The following is a 20,262-nucleotide window of genomic DNA, read 5'->3' on the forward strand; positions in this document are numbered from 1 at the left end:
ATGAAGCTGTTCGATGGCGGCCGCGCGCCCAATCCCCGGCGTGTGCGTGTCTTCCTTGCCGAGAAGGGGCTGACGGTGCCGCTTGTGCCCGTCGACATGGGCGCGCTGGAGCATCGCGGCGAAGAGGTGGCGCAGCGCAATCCGCTGCGGCGCCTGCCGGTGCTCGAGCTCGACGACGGCACCATCATCACCGAATCGATCGCCATCTGCCGCTATTTCGAGGAGTTGCACCCCGAGCCGGCGCTGTTCGGCAAGGGCGCGCTCGGCAAGGCTAAAGTCGAGATGTGGCAAAGGCGCCTTGAACTGAACCTCATGGTCAGCGTCGCGGCCGCGTTCCGGCACATCCATCCGGCGATGAAGGAGTGGGAGGTGCCGCAGATCCCGGAATGGGGAGAGGCCAACAAGCCGAAGGTGATCGAGTTCCTGCGCCTCTTCGACAATGACCTGGCGGAGCGGGAGTTCGCGGCCGGCGATGACTATTCGGTCGCCGATATCACCGGCATGATCGCCATCGATTTCATGAAACCGGCCCGCATCAAGGTACCAGAGGAGTGCACGAATGTGCTGCGCTGGTACGGGGCGCTGACGAGCCGGCCGAGCGCGACGGCCTGAGCGACGAAATTGGATAGTCCGCCCGATATGAGCGAACCATTGGAGCGCCTCACCGCGAGGGTGCGGGCCTGCCGCATCTGCGTCGACCAACCGCTTGGCCGGCCCTTGCCGCACGAGCCGCGGCCGGTGCTGAGACCGTCCGCGGACGCGCGCATCCTGCTCGCCAGCCAGGCCCCGGGCACCAAAGTTCACATCTCGGGCATGCCCTTCACAGACGCTTCCGGAGATCGTCTCAGAAGCTGGCTCGGCGTCAGCAGCGAAGAGTTCTACGACACTGAAAAATTCGCCATTGTGCCGATGGGCTTCTGCTTTCCCGGCCAGGATGCAAAGGGCGGCGATCTGCCGCCGCGTCGCGAATGCGCGCCGGCTTGGCGCGCTCAGCTGATGGCGCTGATGCCGCAGATCGAACTGGTGCTGACTATCGGCAGCTACGCGCAGGCCTGGCATATTGGCACGACCCGCGCGGCGTCCTTGACGGATACCGTGAGGGATTGGCGTACCGTCTGGGATGCGCCGGCCGGTCCAAAAGTGTTGCCTCTGCCGCATCCGTCGTGGCGAAACACCGGCTGGCTGAAGAAGAATCCCTGGTTTGAAATGGATTTGCTGCCCTTCCTGAGGTCGGAAATCCGCTATCGCATTGGTTAGGCATTCCGCAAGATATCACTCGCTTTTGCCGCCTTCGGCAGAATTTCTTTCTTGTGAAAGGCTCCGATAAAAGGGATTATAGCCAAACTATTCCCCTGGAGCCTCCCCATGGATCGCCTCGACAGAAAAATTCTCCGCCTCCTGCAGGAGGACGCCACGCTTGCGGTGGCCGACGTCGCCAAGAAAGTCGGCCTGTCGACCACGCCGTGCTGGCGACGTATCCAGAAGCTCGAGGAAGAGGGCGTCATCAAGCGGCGCGTCGCCATCCTCGACCATGAGAAGGTCAATGTGCGCGTCACCGTCTTCGTGTCGATCCGCACCAATTCGCACAGCCATGAATGGCTGCGGCGCTTCTCCGAGGTCATCCAGGAATTCCCGGAGGTGGTCGAGTTCTACCGCATGAGCGGCGACGTCGATTACCTGCTGCGCGTGGTGGTGCCGGATATCGCCGCCTACGACGCTTTCTACAAGCGGCTGATCGCCAAGATCGAGATCCGCGACGTGTCCTCGTCCTTCGCCATGGAGCAGATCAAATACACGACCGAAATCCCGCTCGACTACATGGTGCTGGACAAGGAATCGGGCGCCAACGCTGCGTGAGCGCCATGCCAGATCCCGGGCGTTAGTTCTTCTTCTTGTTGAGGAAACTCCACGGCGAGTTGACCGGCAGGGTGATCGCGTCAGGCACAGTTGTCGACGCTCGCTACCTCCGCCTTGCGTACCGTATAGCCCGACTGGACGATCGACACGCCGTCGAGAATGAAGAGCTGGCTCTTCTCCATGCCGGGCTTCAGCACACCGGTGACGGCAACCGGCTCATAGGCCTCTTTCATCGTGTAGGGATGTGCCGGCGTCACCAGCACGATCTGGTTCGGTGGCGGCGTCGGCATGTGGCTGCAGGCGCCGGTCCACGGCACCAGCAGGAACTGGTAGACGAGGTCGCCATCGCGGTCGACCGGCAATGCATAGCCGGCTAGTTGTATCGTTCTGTCCTGTAGGTTGAGCGACAAGGTCTCGCCGTGGTCGGGCAATTTTGCCGCGATCATCGGCAGGTTCGCGTCCTCGGCGACTGCTTGCGTGGCGGGGCGCAGATCCTTCCAGAGGATATGCGCGACATCGGCTGCAGCATCGGCTCGCGAGGCGGCGAGCAGGAGCACGGCTGTCAGCGCCGCGTATGATTTGAAACGCTTGCTCATGGTCGCTCCATCCTCCTCAGTCCATTTGCGAAATCGAATAAAAGCGTCGTGACCGGCCCCGCTCACCGGCCCAGCCGCATCACATGCCGGCGCGTGCCGGCTGTACCGATCTCATGGAAGCCTCGCGCGACAAACATGTCGCGAAAAGCCATGAAGCGATAGCTGGGTGCCGCCTCGTCGACGGGATAAGCTTCGATGACGCGCGCGCCTTTGCTGAAGGCATGGGCGATCGCGGCGTCGAGCAGGGCGGAGGCCAGCCCGCCGCCGCGCAAAGCCCTCGGCACATAGAAACAGACGATCGACCATATGCCGGTCTCGCTATCGTCCTGCCGCTTTGACAGTTTCCGGTAGGTCTCGCGCGGCGCGATCGAGCACCAGCCGACCGGCTTGCCGTCCAACTCGGCGACGATGCCTACCGGAGTGCCGGCATCGATCAGCGCCATCATCATGCGCTTCTTCTCGTCGTTCGGGATGTGCTCGCGGCTGGAATGGCGCCAGGCCATGCACCAGCAATATTTCGGCGCGCCGGGCTGCTCGAACAGGTCTTCGAAACGGTCCCGTGTTTGTTGCGTCACCTCGACAAAGCGGATGCCGGCTAGGTCAGGCTTTTGCGGCTGCGAGCCTTGCGAGCTGTTTGGCATCTGTCAGTTCCTTCACAGCATCCCTGCCGATCCAGCGCGCCGTCCTGTCGGACGATGCCGTCAGTCTTTCCGCCAGCGCAAGGGCAGGGGCGTGCAGGCTCATCGAGCGCTTGCCGACCTGCCGCAGCGCCCAATTGACCGCCTTGCGGACGAAATTGCGCGGATCGCGGGCATGTCTCTCGATCAGCGGCAGATAAGTAAGGAAGGTCGCGTCCGGCTCTTTCTTAAGATGCACCGCGCTCCAGGCCAGCATGGCAAAGGCTGTGCGGCGGACGAATTCGCGTTCGTCTTCGGCGAATTCGTCGATCAGGTCGCGCCAGAATGGCGTTTCGGCAAACAAGTCGGCGACGGTGTCGACGATCTCCCAGCTGTCGAAATCCGCGGCCCAGCGCCGGCATTGATCGATGTCGACTTTCTTCGGCTCGCCGGTGAAGGCCGCCATCAGCCGCGCCTCCCGAATGCCGCTGTTCCACAGCAGAAGCGATCGCTCGTGGTTCTTCTTGAGCTTGCGCGCCAGCGGCCGCAAATCGGAATTGGCGATGCCAAGCGCGCTCGCCGTGTTGATGCCGAAGCGCGCCATACCTGCCAAGTTCGTCTCCGTGCCGATCGCACGCAGGTGCGCGACGATGTCGTCGGCGCTCCAGCTCGGATCGGGCAGGCCCATCGTCGCCTATTTTTCCAGGCGCGCAAGCAGCGAGGACGTGTCCCAGCGCTTGCCGCCCATGTCCTGCACATCCTTGTAGAATTGGTCGATAAGCGCGGTCACCGGCAGCTTGGCGCCGTTGCGGTTGGCCTCGGCCAGGCAGATGCCGAGATCCTTGCGCATCCAGTCGACGGCGAAGCCGAAGTCATATTTGCCGGCATTCATCGTCTTATGGCGGTTTTCCATCTGCCAGGAGCCGGCTGCCCCCTTGGAGATCACCTCGACAACCTTCTCGATGTCGAGGCCGGCCTTCTTGCCGAAATGGATGCCCTCGGCCAGGCCCTGGACGAGGCCCGCGATGCAGATCTGGTTGATCATCTTTGTGAGCTGGCCGGCGCCGACCGGGCCCATCAGCCCGACCATGCGGGCGTAGGCGTCGATGACGGGCCTCGCCTTGTCGAAGGCGGCCTCATCGCCGCCGACCATCACGGTCAGCACGCCGTTCTCGGCGCCGGCCTGGCCGCCGGACACTGGCGCGTCCAGGAAGGAAAAGCCTGCCTTGCGCGCGGCCTCGTCCAACTCGCGCGCGACCTCGGCCGAGGCGGTGGTGTTGTCGATGAAGACAGAACCTTTCTTCATCGCGGCGAAGGCGCCGTTCGCGCCGGTGGTGACCGAGCGCAGATCATCATCATTGCCGACGCAGGAGAAGACGAAGTCCTTGCCCTCGGCCGCTTCGGCCGGCGTCAGCGCCAGCTTGCCGCCATGCCGGGCCACCCACTGCTCGGCCTTGGTCCTGGTGCGGTTATAGACGGTAACGTCATGGCCGCCCTTGTTCCTGAGGTGCCCGGCCATGGGATAGCCCATGACGCCAAGACCGAGAAATGCAACCGATGCCATAGACCTGCCTTCCAACAAACAGAGATTTCAGTGGCGGAACGTCTAGGCCATGCAGCGAATTCGTCAAGGCGCGGCAAGCCGCATCGCCTGGCAAGGCGATGCCGAGATGGTCTCTTTGTGTAGCGCAATTCCGGACGGAAGGTCACGGCGAAGTCGCCGAACCTGAACGCTTCACACTTTTCCGGGAACTGCTCAGCGATGCAGATGGACGGTGATCCGGCGCTCGATCCATTCGACGCCGTGGCGCAGGATCTCGACCATCACCAGGTAGACGATCGCCACCCAGATATAAGCCTGGATGTCGAAGGATTTGGCATAGGCGAGCTTGGCGTTGCCCATCAGGTCGTAGACCGTGATGATGGCGACGATCGCCGAGGCCTTGATCATCAGGATGAGCTCGTTGCCATAGGGCCTGAGCGCGACGATGATCGCCTGCGGCAGGATGACTTTGCGCAGCGTCTGCAATTTGTGCAGGCCGAGCGAGGCCGCACCTTCCCATTGTCCGCGCGGCACGCTTTCGATGGCGCCGCGCAGGATTTCGGCCTGATAGGCCGCGGTGTTGAGCGAGAAGGCAAAGACACCGCAGTAGAAGGCCTCGCGGAAGAACCACCACAATCCGACCGTTTCGAGCTCCGGCCGGAAGGAGCCGACGCCGTAATAAACGAGATAGGTCTGCACGAGCAGTGGCGTGCCGCGGAAGAAATAGACGTAGCAATAGGCAAGCCCCGAAAGGAGCCAGTTCTTCGACATGCGGCCGTAAGCGACTGGCAATGAGAAGATCGCTCCCAGCACCATTGAAATCGACACCAGCGACAGGGTCGTTCCCAGGCCCTGTAGATAGGCCGGCGCGTAGCGGGCGAAGAACTCTGGATTCCAGGCGTAGACGAGGTAAGCGACAATGCCGAGACCGAAGAGGATCCATACGCCGACCATTGCGTAGCCGACGATGCGGGCGCGCGGCCAGCCGCGGGCCAGAGGGGGCGGCTTGTCGACGACGATGGCCTGGCTGACGCTCATCGCGCTTCCCTCCGTCCGAGATAGCGCAGGATGTAGCTCGTGCCGATCGATGACAGGATGGCAAGAGCCAGGAAGATCAGTGCCGCCACGCTGTAGAACAGGAAGGCATGCTTGGTGACGCGCGCCGCGACGCCGGACTGGCGCAAGGTCTCGGCGAGATTGACCACCGAGACCAGCGAGGTGTCCTTGAGCAGGCTCAGCCAGCAATTCTCCAGGCCGGGAAAGGCAATGCGTATCAGCTGCGGCAGGATGATCAGCCGCATCGTCTGCCATTTCGCCAGGCCGATGGCGTACCCGCCTTCATATTGGCCCTTGGGAATGGCGCGGAACGCCGAGAGGAAGACCTCGCTGGCATAGGATGAAAAGATCAGCGACAGCACGATCATGCCGGCGATGAAGCTGTTGACGTCGATAGTGGCATTCGGATTGAACAGCCGCACTATGTGTTGCAACAGAAGCGGCATGCCGAAGAAGAACAGGAAGAGCGTGACCAGCTCCGGCAGGCCGCGAAAAACCGTGGTGTAGATGTTGGCGGCGAGCCGCAGCGAGGGCTCTTCATGCTGCTTGGCGAAGGCGACGAAAAATCCGATCGTTAGGCCGATCGGCAGTGTGGCGAGCGCCAGCACGATGGTGACCAGAACGCCAGACGCAATGTCGTCACTCCAGCCATCCGGTCCCCAGCTGAGAAGTGTCCAAATGCTTTGGGCCGGCATTGACGGGTCGTGTCTCCGTGGCGATCCCGGGAGAAGAGAAGGGCGGCGAGGAGTGCCTCACCGCCCTTGGCGTAACGATCAGGATTCGGCGCCGTAGACGTCGAACTTGAAGTACTTATCGTTGATTTCCTTGTACTTTCCGTTCTTGCGGATAGTGTCGATCGCTTCGTTCAGCTTGTTGACCAGATCGGTCTCGCCCTTGCGCACGGCAATGCCGGCGCCCGGTCCGAATATCTCGACAGGCTGCGGCGAGGGTTGGCCGAGGATTTTGCAGCAGGCGCCGTCCGGCGTATCCAGCCACTGCTGCAACACCACGATGTCGTCCTCGATCGCGTCGAGACGGCCATTGGCAAGGTCGGCCTGCTCCTCGGGGCTGCTCGGATAGCCCTTGATGGTGCTGTCCGTGTAGGTCTTGGAGGCATAGTTGTAGTGCGTGGTCGTGGTGGCGACGCCGATGTTCTTGCCGGCGAGGTCTTCCTTGGTCACACCCTTGAGCGGCGAATCCTTCGGCACGGCGATGGCCGACGGGGTGTTGTAGTATTTGTGGGTGAAGTCGACCTTTTCCTGGCGCTCGGGCGTGATCGACATAGAGGCGACGATGGCGTCGAACTTGCCGGCCTGGAGCGCCGGGATGATGCCGTCCCAATCCTGCGCGACGAAGGTGCACTTCACCTTCATCTCGTCGCAAAGCGCCTTGGCAATATCGATGTCGAAGCCGACCAGCTGGCCGTCCGAGGTCAGGTTGTTGAAGGGCGGGTACGCGCCTTCGGTGCCGATCCTCAGGGTCTTTTCCTGAGCCTGGGCGACGCCAAGTGTCAGCAGCGCGGCCGAAGCGGCAAGCGCGATACGCAGTGCAATACGCATGATAATCCTCTCATATTGTCATGGCCGCTGTCCCGTGCGGCTCTTGTGGGCGGAGCTTCTTTACCGCCCGCTGAGGCGGATACTCCCACTCTTTGCGAGAAAAAAGCAACTGCAAATCAACGGCGAACGACAATCGGGACGTGCCGCTGCGTTACTTGGTTTCAGCGACGAGACCTGTGCTGCGCTCGACAAAGTCGGCTATCGATTTCGTGTCGTTGAGATCAAAAACGGGCAGGCCTTCACCTTCGACCGTGAAGTCGGCGGCGACCGCGACAATGTTGGGATCGTTGGCCGAAAGCGGCGTCCGGTCCTTGGCCTCGAGCCGCCTTGCCTCGATCTTCTTGTGCGCCTCGCGCTTGTAGCCTTCGACCAGCACGATGTCCGCGGGCGCCAGCCGTGCCAGAATATCGTCCAGCGTCGGCTCGTCCTCGCCCCGCAATTCGTGCATCAGCGCCCAGCGCCGGCCAGAAACGATCGCGACCTCGGTGGCGCCCGCCTGCCGATGGCGAAAGGAGTCGGCGCCCGGCTTGTCGATATCGAAGTCATGGTGGGCATGCTTCACCGTCGAAACCGTCCAGCCGCGCGCCACCAGCTCGGTGACCAGCTTTTCCGTCAGGGTCGTCTTGCCGGAGTTCTTCCAGCCGGTGATGCCGAATACGCGTCTCATGACCCGAGGATTTGCAACAGACGCTCCGCCGCCGCAAGGTCGTCCGGCGTATTGACGTTGAAGAACGGATCGATCTTTTGGTTGCCGGCCACGATCATCGGAAATTCGACCTCGACATGGCCCTGGCGCTCCATGAAGGCCGAAACCCGTCGGTTGTCCTCGTCGACCAGGAAACGACGCAAGGCGTCGCGCAGGCCGAGCGGCCAGAGCGCGAAGGTCGGATGCCACCTGCCGCCCGAACTGGCGACAGCAATCGCGTCCGGCCGCTCGCGGGTTGCGGCTGCGAGGCGCTCGACGAGGGTGTCGGGGAAGAATGGTGTATCGCCGGCGGCGCTCATCAGCAACCGGCAGCCTGTCTGCCCGGCCGCCCATTCGAGGCCGGCGAGGATGCCCGCCAGCGGTCCGGCATGGCCCGGCACCGTATCTTCGATCACCGGCAGGCCCATGCCGGCAAATCGCGCCGGATCGCCGGTCGCATTGAGCCCGAGGGTCGTGACCTGCGGCTTCAATCGCGCGGCGACATGATCGATCAGCCTGGCTTTGCCCAATGAAAGCAGAGGCTTGTCGCCGCCACCCATTCGGCGCGACTGGCCTCCCGCCAGAATGATCCCCGCAACACTTTGGTCCATCGCGCCTATATGCCGTCCGGCGCCATGTCGGGTCCAGCGCTTTCGGCTGCCGGCTGCCGCCGCCCGACGACGCGTTCGCGGTAGAGCGCATAGAGGCCGGAGCCGATGATGATGGCGGCGCCGACGATCATCGGCAGGTCGGGAATGTCAGCGAAAACCACCAGGCCGAGCAGGATCGACCAGAGCAGGGCGGTGTAGCGGAACGGCGCGATGAAGGAGATGTCGCCCGAGCGCATCGCCATGATGATGAACTGATAGCCGACCAGCACCAGCACCGCCGCCATGGCCAACAGCGCGGTCGCCTTGCCGTTCATCGGCGTCCAGCCGCCCATCGGCGACAATAGCAGCGCGCCCACGACGGTCATGGCGAGCGCCGTCGCCGTCGACACCAGCATTGTCGGGATCGCCTGCGGGATGCGCTTGGTGGCGAGGTCGCGCACCGCGCAGCAGATGACGCTGGTCAATGCCAGCAGCGAATAGACGCTGAAACCCTCAAAGCCCGGCCGCACGATGATCAGCACGCCGGCGAAGCCGACGGCAATGGCAAGCCAGCGCCGCCAGCCGACGCCTTCGCCGAAGAACAGCGCCGCGCCCATGGTCACCGCCAGCGGCAGCGCCTGCAGCACCGCCGAGACATTGGCGATCGGAAGATGCGCCAGCGCGATCAGGAACGATACGGTGGCGCCGGCCTCGCCGGCCACCCGCATCGCCACCATCGGCTGCAGCATGGCGGCCGGATTGGCGAGCGCGCCGCGCCGCCAGGCCAGCAGGCCGACGAAGAGCGACGCGAAGGCGCCGCGCACCAGCATGACCTGCGCCATGTTCATCGATTCGGAAGAGAATTTGGTGATCGCATCGTTCAAGGTGAAACCGACCATGGCCACGATCATGAACAGCGCGCCGCGCAGATTTGGCGAGAGGGGCAAAGGCGTTTCCGGTTCTATTTCGCCTCAAGCCTGTAGCAGGCAGCCGAGAAACAGCAACGGCAAAGAAATGGGCCACGAATTTCTGCGTGGCCCACGAGATCGATTTGTAAAGATTTCGAAGACTTATTTCGGCGTCAGCACTTCGGTGCCGTTGCCGTTCTGGCCGGCGATGGTCCACAGCCCGTGCAAGGAGCCGTCCTTCTCGATCTTGTAGACGACGAGGCCGACTTCCTTGCCCATCGCATAGCCGGCGGAAAACGCATTGTCGTTACGCATGCAGATGCCGTCCGAGGTCGAGCCGCCGGTTTCCCAGTGAATCGTGCAGGTTGTGTCGCTGGTCAGCGTGATGGTGGCTTCGCCATCATATTTCGAGCCGTCGAAGTTGGTGCCGGCGACGGTGTAGGTGCCGCCGATTGACTGGGCCGAAGCCGGCATGGAAGCAATCCCAAGCATTGCAAGTGAAAGCATGAATGTGCGCATGGCACTCCCCCTGAGAGCGAAAATCGCGCTGGAAGGCTAGGCCGGAAAAGGCCGGCGGTAAATCGGGCAGAGGGTGGGCGCGAGCGCTTTATTTTCAGGGCAGCCGGCCGGGCTCAAGGGCCGCGCAGGCTCTTGGCGATCGCGGCGGCCAGAGGGTCGTATTTCGCCTTGAGCGCGGTGGGATATTCGATCCAGACGGTGCGGATGACGTCGTCCTTCCCGAACAGGCGCCGTTCGTAGAAGACCTTACCGTCCTTGGTTCCAGAGAGCACCGCCCAGTTCTTGCCGGTCTTGCTGTAGGTGACCGTGTAGCCTGGCTCGGCGCTGGCTTTCTCCTGGGCAACGAAACCCTTCGGGGTGTCGTTATCGACATTGTAGATGCCGGAGCAGGTCAGGCTGGCGCCGTCGGCGCTGAGCCATTGCTGTCCGTCGCCGTTTTCCGGTTCGGGCATCGGCTTGTCGAAGATATCATCGGGAAATGTGCATGACTGGCCGAACCGCGCATTCACGTAGGTGAACGGCTTGGCAGTTGCCGTTGTCGTGATGATTGCGGACAGGAACAGGATAGCCGCCAGCGATGGGCAGCCGCTGCGCCGAAGATTCTGCATGTTCCCCCCTTTGGCCAACAACCAAAGGCGATCATGCATCAAGCCGCGAAGAAAATCAGCCGCCGGTGACGCTCATATGCCGCGAGACCGAAGGACGGCTGGTGCGGCGGTCGATGATGAAATCATGGCCCTTGGGCTTGCGGCCGATGGCCTCGTCGATCGCCTCGCCGAGCAGCTCGTTGCCTTCGGAGGCACGCAACGGTGCCCTCAGATCGGCAGCGTCCTCCTGGCCGAGGCACATGTAGAGCGTGCCGGTGCAGGTCAGTCGCACGCGGTTGCAGCTCTCGCAGAAATTATGCGTCATCGGTGTGATGAAGCCGAGCCGGCCGCCGGTCTCCGTGACATGGACATAACGGGCAGGGCCGCCAGTCTTGTAAGGGATGTCGGAGAGCGTGAACTGGCGCTCCAGCGAGGCGCGCAGCATCGACAGAGGCAGATACTGGTCGGTGCGGTCGGCCTCGATCTCGCCCATCGGCATGGTCTCGATAAGGGTGAGGTCCATGCCGCGGCCGTGCGCCCAGCGCATCAGCTCGGGGATCTCGGCATCGTTGAAGTCGCGCAGCGCGACCGCGTTGAGCTTGATCTTCAGCCCGGCCTTCTGCGCGGCGTCGATGCCTTCCATCACCTTGCCGAGATTGCCCCAGCGCGTGATCTGGTGGAATTTTGCGGCATCGAGCGTATCCAGCGAGACATTGATGCGCTTGACGCCGCAATCGGCGAGCTCTGCGGCGAAGCGCGAAAGCTGCGAGCCGTTGGTGGTCAGCGTCAGCTCTTCCAGCGCGCCGCTGTCCAGATGACGCGACAGCTGGCGCACCAGATGCATGATGTTCTTGCGCACCAGCGGCTCGCCGCCGGTGAGCCTCAGCTTCTTCACGCCCTTCTCGATGAAAACGGTGCAGAGCCGGTCAAGTTCTTCGAGCGACAGCAGATCCTTCTTCGGCAGGAAGGTCATGTCCTCGGCCATGCAATAGGTGCAACGGAAATCGCAGCGGTCGGTGACCGACACGCGCAGGTAGCTGATCGTGCGACCGAAGGGGTCGATCATGTCCATTGGCAAGCGTTTCCCGTGGCCTGAGCGGCGTCGTTATATATGGCTATGTGATACGATCCGATGCCGCATTCAAGATAGAAGGTCTTGATCTTTGGTAACATTCCCCGACCGACATCGCGTGTCGGCTGGCCTCAAATGGCTTTCCGCATCGCGCGAAGCGGCGTAGGGAAGGGCGCAACCCAGAGCATGATGCCGAAAAGTGTGAAGCGGTTTTTCGGACGACATCATGCTCTATCTCTTTGACTTAGAGACGGATTCAGATTTCAGGTCGATTCGACCTGAAATCATCTGGCTCTAGACAGGACCAGCCATGACCGCGCCAAAGGAACTCAGGGTCTCGAAGGACCGCAAGCTCTTGACCGTGACCTTTCCGAGCCATCAGCCGTTCGAATTGCCGGCGGAGTTCCTGCGCGTGGCTTCGCCATCGGCGGAAGTGCAGGGCCATTCGCCGGAGCAACGGGTGACGGTCCCCGGCAAGCGCAATGTCGCAATCCTCAAGATCGAGCCGGTCGGGAACTACGCGGTGCGCATCACCTTCGACGATTTCCATGACACCGGCATCTTCACCTGGAACTATCTCCATACGCTCGGCCATGAGAAGGACCAGCGCTGGAACGCCTATCTGGCGGAGCTAGCCGAGAAGGGGCTGAGCCGGGACCGTTAGCTTGGCACATCGCAATCCAATGTCGACAGCCGGCTGTCGTCAAGGCGTCATGGGCATGGGGTAGCGCCGGCAAAAGGTCAGGAGGCGAAAAAAATGTCGTGCATCACATCCGTCGAACAGCTCGAGGCGCTTTACGGGCTGCCGGGCGAAGCTTCGATCGTCAAGGAACTCGACCGTGTGATTCCCGAATACGCCGCCTTCATCGAGGCCTCGCCCTTCGTGGCGCTGGCGACCAGCGGGCCAGAAGGGCTCGACTGCTCGCCGCGCGGCGATCTCGCTGGCTTCGTGCGTCTTATCGATGACAGGACGCTGATGATGCCGGACAGGCGCGGCAACAACCGTGCCGATTCGCTGAAGAACATCATTCGCGATCCGCGCGTGGGGCTGCTGTTTCTGGTGCCGGGCTCGGGCACCACGCTGCGCATCAACGGCCGCGCGCATATCACGACCGACGCCGGGCTTTGCGCGTCCTTCATGATCGACGGCAAGCCGGCCCGCTCGGTCACCGTCATCGATGTCGACACGGTCTATTTCCAGTGCGCCCGCGCCATCGTGCGCTCGGAACTGTGGAACCCGGCCAGGCATGTCGACCCGAAGTCGCTGCCGACACCCGGACAGATCCTCGAGATCACCAGCCGCAAGAATATCGATGGCCAGAAGTACGACCAGGAATGGCCGGAGCGGGCGAAGAAAACCATGTGGTGATTGGAAGCCGGCTCAGGCTTCCTTCAGAACGTCGGCGATCTTGCGCATCTGCTCGCCGATCAGATCGCACTGTTCCGGGGTCGACTGGCTCATCGCCTTCTCGATCAGCGCCATGTGAACCTTCAGCGCCTTCATCAGCAGGGCTTCGCCGGCCTCGGTGAGGTTCAGGCGCAACACGCGCTTGTCCTTCTCGTCGCCTTCGCGGCGCAGCAGGCCGCGCCCCTCGAGCTGCGGCAAGAGCATGGTGATGTTGGAGCGGCCGACCAGGAGCTTGCGGGCAAGGTCGTGCTGCGACATGCCGGGGTGGCGGTAGAGGTTCATCAGCACGTCAAGCTGTGCCGGCTTGAGGTCCAGCGGCGCCAGCTTCACCGCCAGCGTGCGCTCCAGCACATGGCAGGCGCGCGCCACCGCAACCCAGTTGCGGAAGCGTGGATTGTCCCAGGGCAGCTCTTGCTTAATGTTCATGTTTGAACTATTATGTTCATGCTTGAACGAATGGATGGACTGCCAATATGGCATCATTTGGAATGAAGGTCATCCGGGGCGTTTTCGGCGCGGCCGAGCATGTTGCGCCGCGTCTTAGCGGTCGCGCCGCGTTCGAATTGTTTTGCCGGACACCCAGCGTCAAGAGCCTGAGCGACGGCGAACGCCGGGCCGTCGAACGCGCTTCAGCCTTCATGGCCGAGGCGCGTCATCATCGGCTGAAGACCAGGACGGATTGTGTTGCCGTGCATGAATTCCGGCCGGAGCCGGGCAGGGAGTCGCGCGGCACCGTGCTCGTCATCCATGGCTGGCGCTCGCGCACCGAATATATGCGCGCCTTGATCGAAGGGTTCCGCGGCGCCGGCTACAAGGTCGTCTCGCTCGACCTGCCCGGACATGGCCATTCGCTCGGCCGCCGTCTCAACATGGTGAATGCCGTGGAGGCGGTGCGCGTCACGGGCGAATGGTTCGGTCCCTTTGCCGCCATCGTCGGCCACTCCTTCGGCGGCGCAATTGCGGCCAATGCCGTGGCGGCATCAGTGAAGGACATGCCGCCGCTGGCAGCGCAAAAGCTGGTGCTGATTGCCGCGCCGAGCTCGCTGCCTGCAATCTTCGACGACTTCAGCGATATGATGAATGTTGGGCCACGCTCCCGCGTCGCCATGGCGGACAGGGTGAAACACCTCTCGGGCCGGCCGCTCTGCGACTTCACCGGCGATCGCCAGCTAGCCGCGGCGCCTGTCCCGACGCTGATCATCCACGCGCCGGACGATCGCGAGGTCCATGCCGACCATGCGAAGCGTTACGCGGGCGCCGGCGAACATGTCCACCTGCACTGGGCCGAAGGGCTTGGCCATCGGCGTATCCTCGCCGACAGGGATGTCGTCTCGCGCGCGGTCGGCTTTGTGACCGGGCAGCGGGAATCAGTCCTGCACTGATCCGTCAGTCCGCCTTCTTTTTCTGCCCCGGCTCGACCGGCAGGCCGGCCGCCTTCCAGGCGGTGTAGCCGCCGAGGATGTGCTTGACCGGCGTCAGGCCCATGTCCTGCGCGGTCTTGGTGGCTAAAGCCGAGCGCCAGCCGCCGGCACAGAAGAAGACGAAGGTCTTGCCGGAGGCGAAGAACGGTTTGTGGTAAGGGCTTTCGGGGTCGATCCAGAATTCCAGCACGCCGCGCGTGACGTGCCTGGCGCCGGGGATCTTGCCGTCGCGCTCGACTTCGCGAGGATCGCGCAGGTCGACGAAGATCGTATTCTCATCCTCCAGCAGCCCGGCCGCTTCCTCGGGCGATACCACCTCGATCTCGGCATTCGCCTCATCGAGCAGTTCGCGATATCCCTTCTTCACTGCGCATCCTCCACGCCACGGCTCAAGCGACCAGGATTTCGAGCATAACGGCCGGGGTTTGTCACGTCCGAGCCGGTTCCGCCAATGTCCGGCGCAATGGCGCAAGCATCGCGGGAACCGAGGCTGGCCGCACGGGTTTCACAAGGATGTGAAACCGTTCTGCAACATGGCCATGGAAATTTATGGAAGCTTAACGAAATCGGTATGAATCAGTATAGTTGCGCCTTACATCCGCCATGCGGTGGGCGAGATCGTTTAGCGGCGCGGAACGGGAACCGGTGACAACCGGAGCGAGTGATTCATGAAATTCCTCGGGAACAAAAAGGCCGTGCTGCCGATCGCGATCGCGGCGGCATTTGCCATCGGGCAGCAGCCGGCGAGCGCGCAGGGCTTGTTCGACATGCTGTTCGGCGGCGGCATCCGGCACGATCCGCAAGGCGAATTTCCGCCGCCGCCGAAGCCCCGCAAGATACGGCCAGGCGCGCTGGATGGCGAGGGTGGCGGCGCCAGGATCAGCAGCCCGACCTACAACACATACCGGGCCGATAAGCTCGTTCGCGTCGACTTCAAGTCGCTGTTGTCGGCACCGCCACCGGCGACGGCGCAGGATGCCGCCTTCGTGCCGTCCGTGACGAGCACCGCGTTCCGCGATGCAGTTGCCGGCCTGAGCGACTACGAGCTGTTCGCCGAGCCTGACATCGCCAAGGCGTTGATCGCCTATTACTCGGCCAATCCGGATTTCATCTGGGTGAGCGACAACGTGCCCAACAGCAGGGCGCAGGATGCCGTGCGGGTGCTTGGCGAGGCGGCGAGTTACGGTCTGACGCCGGCCGACTATTCCGTCGATATCCCCGCGGCCGCGACTTCCGCCACGCCGGAAGAGCGGACCAGGGAACTGGTTCGCTTCGAGATGGCGCTGTCGGCGCGCGTGCTGCGCTATGCCCATGATGCCCAGAGCGGCCGCGTCGATCCCAACCGGATGACCGGCTATTACGATTTCCCGGCCAAGCCGTTCGATCTGGAAGGCGCGCTGAAGACTATGGCGCATACCCAGGAGGTCCGCACCTACCTGGAGTCGCGGCATCCGCAGAACCCGGAATACCAGGCGCTGCGCGTTGAACTGGAAGCGCTCGAGGCCAGTGAGGAAAACGAGATCGTCGTCGATCCCAAGCTGTTGCTCAAGCCCGGTGAGAGCAGCCCGGAACTGCCGAAGTTGCTGACGCTCATTGCCCGCAATCTCGATGACGACATGGGCGGCAGTTACGGCGAGGTTCTTGCCAGGCTGGGCAAGAGCGAAGTCTACGAACCCGAGCTGGTGCCGGTGATCAAGGCGGTGCAGCAGCGGGAAGGCATGAAGGGCGACGGCGTCATCGGCCCGCGCACAGTGGCGTTGCTGGCCGGGGCTTCGAAAGCCGACAGGATCGGGAAGGTCAAGGTGGCGCTCGAGGAACTGCGTTGGCTGCCGTCGGATCTCGGCAGTCCGCGCGTCTTCATCAATCAACCGGCCTTCACCGCCAGCTATATCGACAATGGCGAGGAGAAGCTGAAGACCCGAGCGGTCATCGGCCGGGTCACCAACCAGACCGCCTTCTTCTACAACCAGATCAAGCAGGTCGACTTCCACCCCTATTGGGGCGTGCCACAGTCGATCATCGTCAATGAGATGCTGCCGAGACTGCGCAGCGATCCGGGTTATCTCGACCGGGCCGGCTATGAGGTGACGGATTCGCGCGGCAGGCAGATCCCGTCGTCGGAGGTGGACTGGGGCGCCTATGGCTCCAAGATCCCGTTCAACGTGCGTCAGCAGCCGAGCGAGGCCAACGCGCTCGGCGAGTTGAAGATACTCTTCCCCAACAAGCACGCCATCTACATGCACGACACGCCACAGAAGTCGTTCTTCGCGCGCGACATGCGGGCGCTCAGCCATGGCTGCATCCGCCTGCAGGATCCGCGGGGCATGGCGGCGGCGGTGCTTGGCACCTCTGTCGACGATATCGCCGAGAAGCTGAAGCACGGGCATTCGACCGAGAATGTCACCCGCGTCATCCCGGTCTATGTCGCCTATTTCACCGCCTGGCCAGATATGTCCGGCAAGGTCGAGTATTTCGACGACGTCTATGGCCGCGATTCCAAGCTGATGCAGGCGCTGGACGCGACCGAAGCGGTGCGTACGCCTTCAAGCTGAGCGCTGTTAGCGTCAAGCAATTCCGCGCGGAAGGCTACGGCGACGCCGCCGAGCCTGACCGCTTCACACTTTGCCTGGAATTGCTTTGATGGGCGTGCGGCGGAAGCCGGCGTCGCGCCCGGCGATCAGCCAGTAGATCAGGCCGGCCACGAGGCCGGCGCCCGCTATGATCCCCATGTCGGCCCAGCGTTCCGGATCATCGGCCGCGTCCGGCCAGATCAGCATGAAGCCGGCCGCCGCGGCGGCGGCGCCGAAGACCATGTGCAGCCAGAAGCTGCGCAACGAAAAGAACTCGGCGATCAGGGCGAAGACGAGCGTCTGCGCTCCCGTCAGGATGATCGTCAGGAAGTAGACGAACATGCCGAGCGGCGGCACCACCAGAACGGCAATGGGGGTGAATTCCATAAGGCCGAAGTAGGCTGGCGCATTGGGCAGGGAGCTCAATACCGCGTAGATCACCACCACCGCGATCAACCCGGCAAGCACCGCGACCAGATAGCCGGCGAGCACCATCAGGATGCGCTTCAGGACGTAGCCGATCATTGCCATGCACCCCCGTGCCCGCAATCTGGGGGCAGTCAGCCACCAAAGTTGTGACGATGCAAGGTCGGCTCGCCGCGCCGAACTCAATGCGCGGTGCCGAGCTCCTCAGCCGTTCTCCTCAGGCCGCTTGTTTCGACGATCGAGTCTATGCCGAATGCAGGCCCCGCGGTATGGCAGAGGGGCAAGCGATCGCGGCCTATTTGGGTTCGCCGGTCACCGGATCGTAGGTGATTTGGACCTTGGCCTTGTCGGTGGTGTAGTAGGTGATGGTGTAGCCGTCGCTATCCCAGTCGACCTCCTTCACATAGCGGAAGTCGGTGCGCTGCTCGACCTTGGCGACGATCTCCGAGAGTTTCTTGGCATTTTGCGGGGGCAACGGCTGGTCGTCCGCCGCAAGGGCCGATCCGCCGGCAAGGAAGGCCGCGATACCGGTTGCTAAAACAACAGTGCGCATGAGAGCCCTCAAATCGCGTATTTGGCCAGGTTTCATATGGGCCTGGGTGCCGTCAGAAACCAGCACGCGGGCAGGTTGGTTCCGTAGCGTGAAAATATCGGCTTGTGAAGCTTCTGGCTCGAGGTGGCCGATCTTCGGCCGGCAGCAGCCAAATTCCGCACTGGGCGACGACAAAAGAGGGCGTGATTTCAATTGGTAACGGCACGATGCTGATGTGCCTTCCGACATAGTTAATGGCTAACCGTGCGCTGGACGGGGGCGTTCGCCACATTAGCTGTTCGTGGTAGAGCTTTCGGCAAGACCCTGATAGAACTCTGGTCATAACAGGGTGGCAACAGCGCGCCGGACCTGCCGGGGATATCCATCGGCAGACGGCGACGCGTTTCTTTTGAGCGCAGGTCGCCCGTTTTGGACTGCAAGCGGGGACTGGGGGCTCGATCATGGCTGAACGGAATTACACCCGTCAGCTTGCGACAATCATTTCAATCGACGCCGTAGGGTTCTCGAGGCTGATGGGCATCGACGACGAGCTGGCCGTTGCCGCGTTCGAGGAGAGGCGCGACATCATCGCCGGCAGTTGCGGCGCATTTGGCGGGCGCACATTCGGCGATGCCGGCGACAGCATCATGGCCGAATTCGGCAATCCGATCGAAGCCTTGCGGGCGGCCTTCGATTTTCAAGCGCGGATCGTGGCGCTGAACGCCGCGGTTGCCGAGGACATGCGCATGCCGTTTCGCGCCGGAATCAACACCGGCGACGTGATTGTCCGCGAAGGCCGTCTTTACGGCGACGACGTGAACATCGCCGCCCGGCTTCAGGAATTCGCGCCCCACGACGGCGTCGCCATCTCGGCGACGACCTGGCACCATGTGAAGGACAAGACAGCGGCGGTCTTTACCGATCTCGGCGAGTTCAGCCTGAAGAACATCGCCCTGCCGGTTCGGGTGCTGATCGCGGGCCGCGGCGGCAACGGGCCTGCCACGCCGGCCTCCTTCGCTTCCATCCCCACCGCGCCCGGCCATAGGCCGATCGCCAAGGGCCCTCCTGCAATCGCCGTGCTGCCGTTCCAGGGCAACGGAAGCGAACCCGATGTCGGCTATATGGCCGACGGTATCGCCGAGGACATCATCTACGGCCTTTCCAACACGCGCTGGCTTTCGGTCATCGCCAAGGGATCCAGCTTCCAGTTTCGCGACGACAGCTTGGGCACAAGGCTCATCGGCAATGCGCTCGGCGCCCGCTACATCGTCAGCGGCACGTTGGCGCGCTACGACAGGCATATCCGCCTCAACGCATCGCTCAGCGACACGTCGAACGGGCGCCTGGTCTGGTCGCAACGCTTCGACCGCGACCTGGTGGACATCTTCAGCCTGCGCGATCAGATCGGCAGCGAGATCGTTTCCATCCTCGACAAGGAGGTCGATCGCGCCGAGCAGGCGCGTACGTTCCAGGTTCCTTGGGAAAGCCTCGAAACCTGGCAGCTGGTCAGGCGCGGCCGTTGGCACATGAACAGGCGCACGCGCCGTGATACCGACATCGCGCTGGATTTCTTCGACAGAGCCTACCGGGACGATCCGAACTCGAGCGCCGTGCTGAACGAGCTCGCATGGTGGTATTTCTGGCGGGCATGGCTGCGTTTCGGCGACAGCGACGACCTGGAAAAGGTAGAGACGCTTGCGCGCAAGGCGCTGCTGATGGACAGCCTCGACGCGCGTCCGCATGCCTATCTCGGCGCGGCCGACATCATGCGCGGCCTACCGGCATCGGCGGCCGAGCACCTTGCCGAGGCGATCCACATCAATCCGAGCTTCGCCTTCGCCCGCTCGGCCATGGGCAGCGCGCGCCTTTTGCTTGGCGACGCGGCCGGCGCGATCCCGTTCTTCCTCGATACCGAGCGGTTGAGCCCGTTCGACCTCTATCGCTTCCACAATCTGGGCGAACTGGCCGCCGCTTATTGCTTCGTCGAGGACTGGCCAGCCGCGATCGCCACAGCCGAGCGTTCGCTCAACCTGTCGCCAAGTTACTTCTACGCCAGGTTCCTGAAGATAGGCGCCCTAATGAGAAGCGGCAGGCATGACGAGGCAGAGCGCGAGCTTGCCATTTTCATAACCCGGCATCCTGATTTTTCCGAGCAGAGGATACGCTGGATACCGTTCGTGGACCCGGGCATGAACAATTTCCTGATCGGCAATTTCGATCGGGCCAAGGCAACCGCATGATTGCCGGGCGGACAACAGACCACTGTGAACGAATTCACATACGCCGGACCCATGCAAACCTAGGCCAGACGGTGCC

General features: G+C 62.8%; 25 protein-coding genes. 8 read left to right on the top strand and 17 right to left on the bottom strand.

Going from position 1 to position 20,262, the window contains the following annotated elements; translation table 11 throughout:
• From CK230_RS15365 to CK230_RS15375, 3 genes are all read left to right on the top strand, one after another.
• Positions 1-612, top strand: a complete 612-nt coding sequence (locus CK230_RS15365; RefSeq protein ID WP_095818162.1) for a glutathione S-transferase — start codon at positions 1-3, stop codon at positions 610-612.
• Between the two features lie 27 nt (positions 613-639).
• Positions 640-1,257, top strand: a complete 618-nt coding sequence (locus CK230_RS15370) for a uracil-DNA glycosylase family protein (RefSeq protein ID WP_095818017.1) — start codon at positions 640-642, stop codon at positions 1,255-1,257.
• Between the two features lie 108 nt (positions 1,258-1,365).
• The gene (locus tag CK230_RS15375; RefSeq protein ID WP_006205209.1) at positions 1,366-1,857 is read left to right on the top strand and encodes an Lrp/AsnC family transcriptional regulator; all 492 of its coding nucleotides are present in this window, start codon (positions 1,366-1,368) and stop codon (positions 1,855-1,857) included.
• An 80-nt stretch (positions 1,858-1,937) separates the two neighbouring features.
• Here CK230_RS15375 and CK230_RS15380 read toward each other — a convergent pair whose 3' ends face one another.
• The 13 genes from CK230_RS15380 to moaA all read right to left on the bottom strand — a co-directional run bounded on the left by CK230_RS15380 (position 1,938) and on the right by moaA (position 11,589).
• Positions 1,938-2,453 carry a DUF3299 domain-containing protein gene (locus CK230_RS15380; RefSeq protein ID WP_245429932.1) on the bottom strand — a complete coding sequence of 172 codons (516 nt, stop codon included), beginning with the start codon at positions 2,451-2,453 and terminating at the stop codon, positions 1,938-1,940.
• 62 nt (positions 2,454-2,515) lie between these two features.
• Positions 2,516-3,094, bottom strand: a complete 579-nt coding sequence (locus CK230_RS15385) for a GNAT family N-acetyltransferase (RefSeq protein ID WP_095818018.1) — start codon at positions 3,092-3,094, stop codon at positions 2,516-2,518.
• Positions 3,054-3,758, bottom strand: a complete 705-nt coding sequence (locus CK230_RS15390; protein ID WP_095818019.1) for a DNA alkylation repair protein — start codon at positions 3,756-3,758, stop codon at positions 3,054-3,056. Before CK230_RS15390 ends, CK230_RS15385 begins: the two co-directional genes overlap by 41 nt.
• A 6-nt stretch (positions 3,759-3,764) precedes the next feature.
• A complete protein-coding gene (locus CK230_RS15395; RefSeq protein WP_095818020.1) occupies positions 3,765-4,634 on the bottom strand; it encodes an NAD(P)-dependent oxidoreductase in 870 nt (289 codons plus the stop codon).
• Between the two features lie 192 nt (positions 4,635-4,826).
• A complete protein-coding gene (locus CK230_RS15400) occupies positions 4,827-5,651 on the bottom strand; it encodes an ABC transporter permease (RefSeq protein ID WP_095818021.1) in 825 nt (274 codons plus the stop codon).
• Entirely contained in the window at positions 5,648-6,364 is a 717-nt protein-coding gene (locus CK230_RS15405) for an ABC transporter permease (RefSeq protein WP_095818022.1), read from the bottom strand. Before CK230_RS15405 ends, CK230_RS15400 begins: the two co-directional genes overlap by 4 nt.
• A gap of 78 nt (positions 6,365-6,442) precedes the next feature.
• Positions 6,443-7,228 carry an ABC transporter substrate-binding protein gene (locus CK230_RS15410; protein WP_095818023.1) on the bottom strand — a complete coding sequence of 262 codons (786 nt, stop codon included), beginning with the start codon at positions 7,226-7,228 and terminating at the stop codon, positions 6,443-6,445.
• A 151-nt stretch (positions 7,229-7,379) separates the two neighbouring features.
• Complete coding sequence (mobB, locus tag CK230_RS15415) at positions 7,380-7,895, bottom strand: molybdopterin-guanine dinucleotide biosynthesis protein B (protein ID WP_095818024.1); 516 nt, start codon at positions 7,893-7,895, stop codon at positions 7,380-7,382.
• Entirely contained in the window at positions 7,892-8,524 is a 633-nt protein-coding gene (gene mobA / locus CK230_RS15420) for a molybdenum cofactor guanylyltransferase MobA (RefSeq protein WP_095818025.1), read from the bottom strand. The genes mobB and mobA overlap by 4 nt, the downstream gene beginning before the upstream one ends.
• Positions 8,525-8,529: 5 nt before the next feature.
• Positions 8,530-9,450 carry a DMT family transporter gene (locus CK230_RS15425; protein WP_095818026.1) on the bottom strand — a complete coding sequence of 307 codons (921 nt, stop codon included), beginning with the start codon at positions 9,448-9,450 and terminating at the stop codon, positions 8,530-8,532.
• 123 nt (positions 9,451-9,573) lie between these two features.
• Positions 9,574-9,930 (bottom strand): hypothetical protein, encoded by a 357-nt coding sequence (locus CK230_RS15430; RefSeq protein ID WP_095818027.1) that lies wholly within the window; start codon positions 9,928-9,930, stop codon positions 9,574-9,576.
• A gap of 113 nt (positions 9,931-10,043) precedes the next feature.
• Positions 10,044-10,538 carry a hypothetical protein gene (locus tag CK230_RS15435; protein WP_095818028.1) on the bottom strand — a complete coding sequence of 165 codons (495 nt, stop codon included), beginning with the start codon at positions 10,536-10,538 and terminating at the stop codon, positions 10,044-10,046.
• A gap of 55 nt (positions 10,539-10,593) precedes the next feature.
• Positions 10,594-11,589 (bottom strand): GTP 3',8-cyclase MoaA, encoded by a 996-nt coding sequence (gene moaA, locus CK230_RS15440; RefSeq protein WP_095818029.1) that lies wholly within the window; start codon positions 11,587-11,589, stop codon positions 10,594-10,596.
• A gap of 310 nt (positions 11,590-11,899) precedes the next feature.
• Here moaA and CK230_RS15445 point away from each other — a divergent pair, with 310 nt between their 5' ends.
• A complete protein-coding gene (locus tag CK230_RS15445) occupies positions 11,900-12,253 on the top strand; it encodes a DUF971 domain-containing protein (protein WP_095818030.1) in 354 nt (117 codons plus the stop codon).
• A 93-nt stretch (positions 12,254-12,346) separates the two neighbouring features.
• A complete protein-coding gene (locus CK230_RS15450) occupies positions 12,347-12,958 on the top strand; it encodes a pyridoxamine 5'-phosphate oxidase family protein (RefSeq protein WP_095818031.1) in 612 nt (203 codons plus the stop codon).
• Positions 12,959-12,970: 12 nt separating this feature from the next.
• Here CK230_RS15450 and CK230_RS15455 read toward each other — a convergent pair whose 3' ends face one another.
• Complete coding sequence (locus CK230_RS15455) at positions 12,971-13,423, bottom strand: MarR family transcriptional regulator (RefSeq protein WP_095818032.1); 453 nt, start codon at positions 13,421-13,423, stop codon at positions 12,971-12,973.
• A 47-nt stretch (positions 13,424-13,470) separates the two neighbouring features.
• Between CK230_RS15455 and CK230_RS15460 the strand changes: the two genes are divergently transcribed.
• Positions 13,471-14,379 carry an alpha/beta hydrolase gene (locus tag CK230_RS15460; protein ID WP_095818033.1) on the top strand — a complete coding sequence of 303 codons (909 nt, stop codon included), beginning with the start codon at positions 13,471-13,473 and terminating at the stop codon, positions 14,377-14,379.
• Between the two features lie 4 nt (positions 14,380-14,383).
• On the opposite strand, the gene CK230_RS15465 is transcribed toward CK230_RS15460, so the two are convergent.
• The gene (locus CK230_RS15465; protein ID WP_095818034.1) at positions 14,384-14,785 is read right to left on the bottom strand and encodes a rhodanese-like domain-containing protein; all 402 of its coding nucleotides are present in this window, start codon (positions 14,783-14,785) and stop codon (positions 14,384-14,386) included.
• 301 nt (positions 14,786-15,086) lie between these two features.
• Here CK230_RS15465 and CK230_RS15470 point away from each other — a divergent pair, with 301 nt between their 5' ends.
• Entirely contained in the window at positions 15,087-16,970 is a 1,884-nt protein-coding gene (locus CK230_RS15470; protein WP_095818035.1) for a murein L,D-transpeptidase, read from the top strand.
• A gap of 63 nt (positions 16,971-17,033) precedes the next feature.
• Here the strand turns inward: CK230_RS15470 and CK230_RS15475 are convergent, their stop codons facing one another.
• Together CK230_RS15475 and CK230_RS15480 are read right to left on the bottom strand one after the other, a co-directional pair.
• Entirely contained in the window at positions 17,034-17,519 is a 486-nt protein-coding gene (locus tag CK230_RS15475; protein ID WP_095818036.1) for a hypothetical protein, read from the bottom strand.
• A 190-nt stretch (positions 17,520-17,709) separates the two neighbouring features.
• On the bottom strand, positions 17,710-17,967 hold the full coding sequence (locus tag CK230_RS15480; RefSeq protein WP_095818037.1) for a PepSY domain-containing protein: 258 nt from the start codon (positions 17,965-17,967) through the stop codon (positions 17,710-17,712).
• Positions 17,968-18,407: 440 nt separating this feature from the next.
• On the opposite strand from CK230_RS15480, the gene CK230_RS15485 reads away from it, so the two are divergent.
• Positions 18,408-20,186 carry an adenylate/guanylate cyclase domain-containing protein gene (locus tag CK230_RS15485; protein ID WP_095818038.1) on the top strand — a complete coding sequence of 593 codons (1,779 nt, stop codon included), beginning with the start codon at positions 18,408-18,410 and terminating at the stop codon, positions 20,184-20,186.
• The last annotated feature ends 76 nt before the right edge of the window (positions 20,187-20,262 follow it).

The sequence above is a fragment of the Mesorhizobium sp. WSM3859 genome (assembly GCF_002295065.1).
In the GTDB taxonomy this organism is placed as follows: Bacteria; Pseudomonadota; Alphaproteobacteria; order Rhizobiales; family Rhizobiaceae; genus Mesorhizobium.

What these genes read in the sequence shown, in the direction of transcription:
- CK230_RS15365 (WP_095818162.1), top strand. Translation starts at nt 1, where the DNA reads ATGAAGCTGTTCGATGGCGGCCGCGCGCCCAATCCCCGGCGTGTGCGT.
- CK230_RS15370 (WP_095818017.1), top strand. Translation starts at nt 640, where the DNA reads ATGAGCGAACCATTGGAGCGCCTCACCGCGAGGGTGCGGGCCTGCCGC.
- CK230_RS15375 (WP_006205209.1), top strand. Translation starts at nt 1,366, where the DNA reads ATGGATCGCCTCGACAGAAAAATTCTCCGCCTCCTGCAGGAGGACGCC.
- CK230_RS15380 (WP_245429932.1), bottom strand. Translation starts at nt 2,453, where the DNA reads ATGAGCAAGCGTTTCAAATCATACGCGGCGCTGACAGCCGTGCTCCTG.
- CK230_RS15385 (WP_095818018.1), bottom strand. Translation starts at nt 3,094, where the DNA reads ATGCCAAACAGCTCGCAAGGCTCGCAGCCGCAAAAGCCTGACCTAGCC.
- CK230_RS15390 (WP_095818019.1), bottom strand. Translation starts at nt 3,758, where the DNA reads ATGGGCCTGCCCGATCCGAGCTGGAGCGCCGACGACATCGTCGCGCAC.
- CK230_RS15395 (WP_095818020.1), bottom strand. Translation starts at nt 4,634, where the DNA reads ATGGCATCGGTTGCATTTCTCGGTCTTGGCGTCATGGGCTATCCCATG.
- CK230_RS15400 (WP_095818021.1), bottom strand. Translation starts at nt 5,651, where the DNA reads ATGAGCGTCAGCCAGGCCATCGTCGTCGACAAGCCGCCCCCTCTGGCC.
- CK230_RS15405 (WP_095818022.1), bottom strand. Translation starts at nt 6,364, where the DNA reads ATGCCGGCCCAAAGCATTTGGACACTTCTCAGCTGGGGACCGGATGGC.
- CK230_RS15410 (WP_095818023.1), bottom strand. Translation starts at nt 7,228, where the DNA reads ATGCGTATTGCACTGCGTATCGCGCTTGCCGCTTCGGCCGCGCTGCTG.
- mobB (WP_095818024.1), bottom strand. Translation starts at nt 7,895, where the DNA reads ATGAGACGCGTATTCGGCATCACCGGCTGGAAGAACTCCGGCAAGACG.
- mobA (WP_095818025.1), bottom strand. Translation starts at nt 8,524, where the DNA reads ATGGACCAAAGTGTTGCGGGGATCATTCTGGCGGGAGGCCAGTCGCGC.
- CK230_RS15430 (WP_095818027.1), bottom strand. Translation starts at nt 9,930, where the DNA reads ATGCGCACATTCATGCTTTCACTTGCAATGCTTGGGATTGCTTCCATG.
- CK230_RS15435 (WP_095818028.1), bottom strand. Translation starts at nt 10,538, where the DNA reads ATGCAGAATCTTCGGCGCAGCGGCTGCCCATCGCTGGCGGCTATCCTG.
- moaA (WP_095818029.1), bottom strand. Translation starts at nt 11,589, where the DNA reads ATGGACATGATCGACCCCTTCGGTCGCACGATCAGCTACCTGCGCGTG.
- CK230_RS15445 (WP_095818030.1), top strand. Translation starts at nt 11,900, where the DNA reads ATGACCGCGCCAAAGGAACTCAGGGTCTCGAAGGACCGCAAGCTCTTG.
- CK230_RS15450 (WP_095818031.1), top strand. Translation starts at nt 12,347, where the DNA reads ATGTCGTGCATCACATCCGTCGAACAGCTCGAGGCGCTTTACGGGCTG.
- CK230_RS15455 (WP_095818032.1), bottom strand. Translation starts at nt 13,423, where the DNA reads ATGAACATTAAGCAAGAGCTGCCCTGGGACAATCCACGCTTCCGCAAC.
- CK230_RS15460 (WP_095818033.1), top strand. Translation starts at nt 13,471, where the DNA reads ATGGCATCATTTGGAATGAAGGTCATCCGGGGCGTTTTCGGCGCGGCC.
- CK230_RS15470 (WP_095818035.1), top strand. Translation starts at nt 15,087, where the DNA reads ATGAAATTCCTCGGGAACAAAAAGGCCGTGCTGCCGATCGCGATCGCG.
- CK230_RS15475 (WP_095818036.1), bottom strand. Translation starts at nt 17,519, where the DNA reads ATGGCAATGATCGGCTACGTCCTGAAGCGCATCCTGATGGTGCTCGCC.
- CK230_RS15480 (WP_095818037.1), bottom strand. Translation starts at nt 17,967, where the DNA reads ATGCGCACTGTTGTTTTAGCAACCGGTATCGCGGCCTTCCTTGCCGGC.
- CK230_RS15485 (WP_095818038.1), top strand. Translation starts at nt 18,408, where the DNA reads ATGGCTGAACGGAATTACACCCGTCAGCTTGCGACAATCATTTCAATC.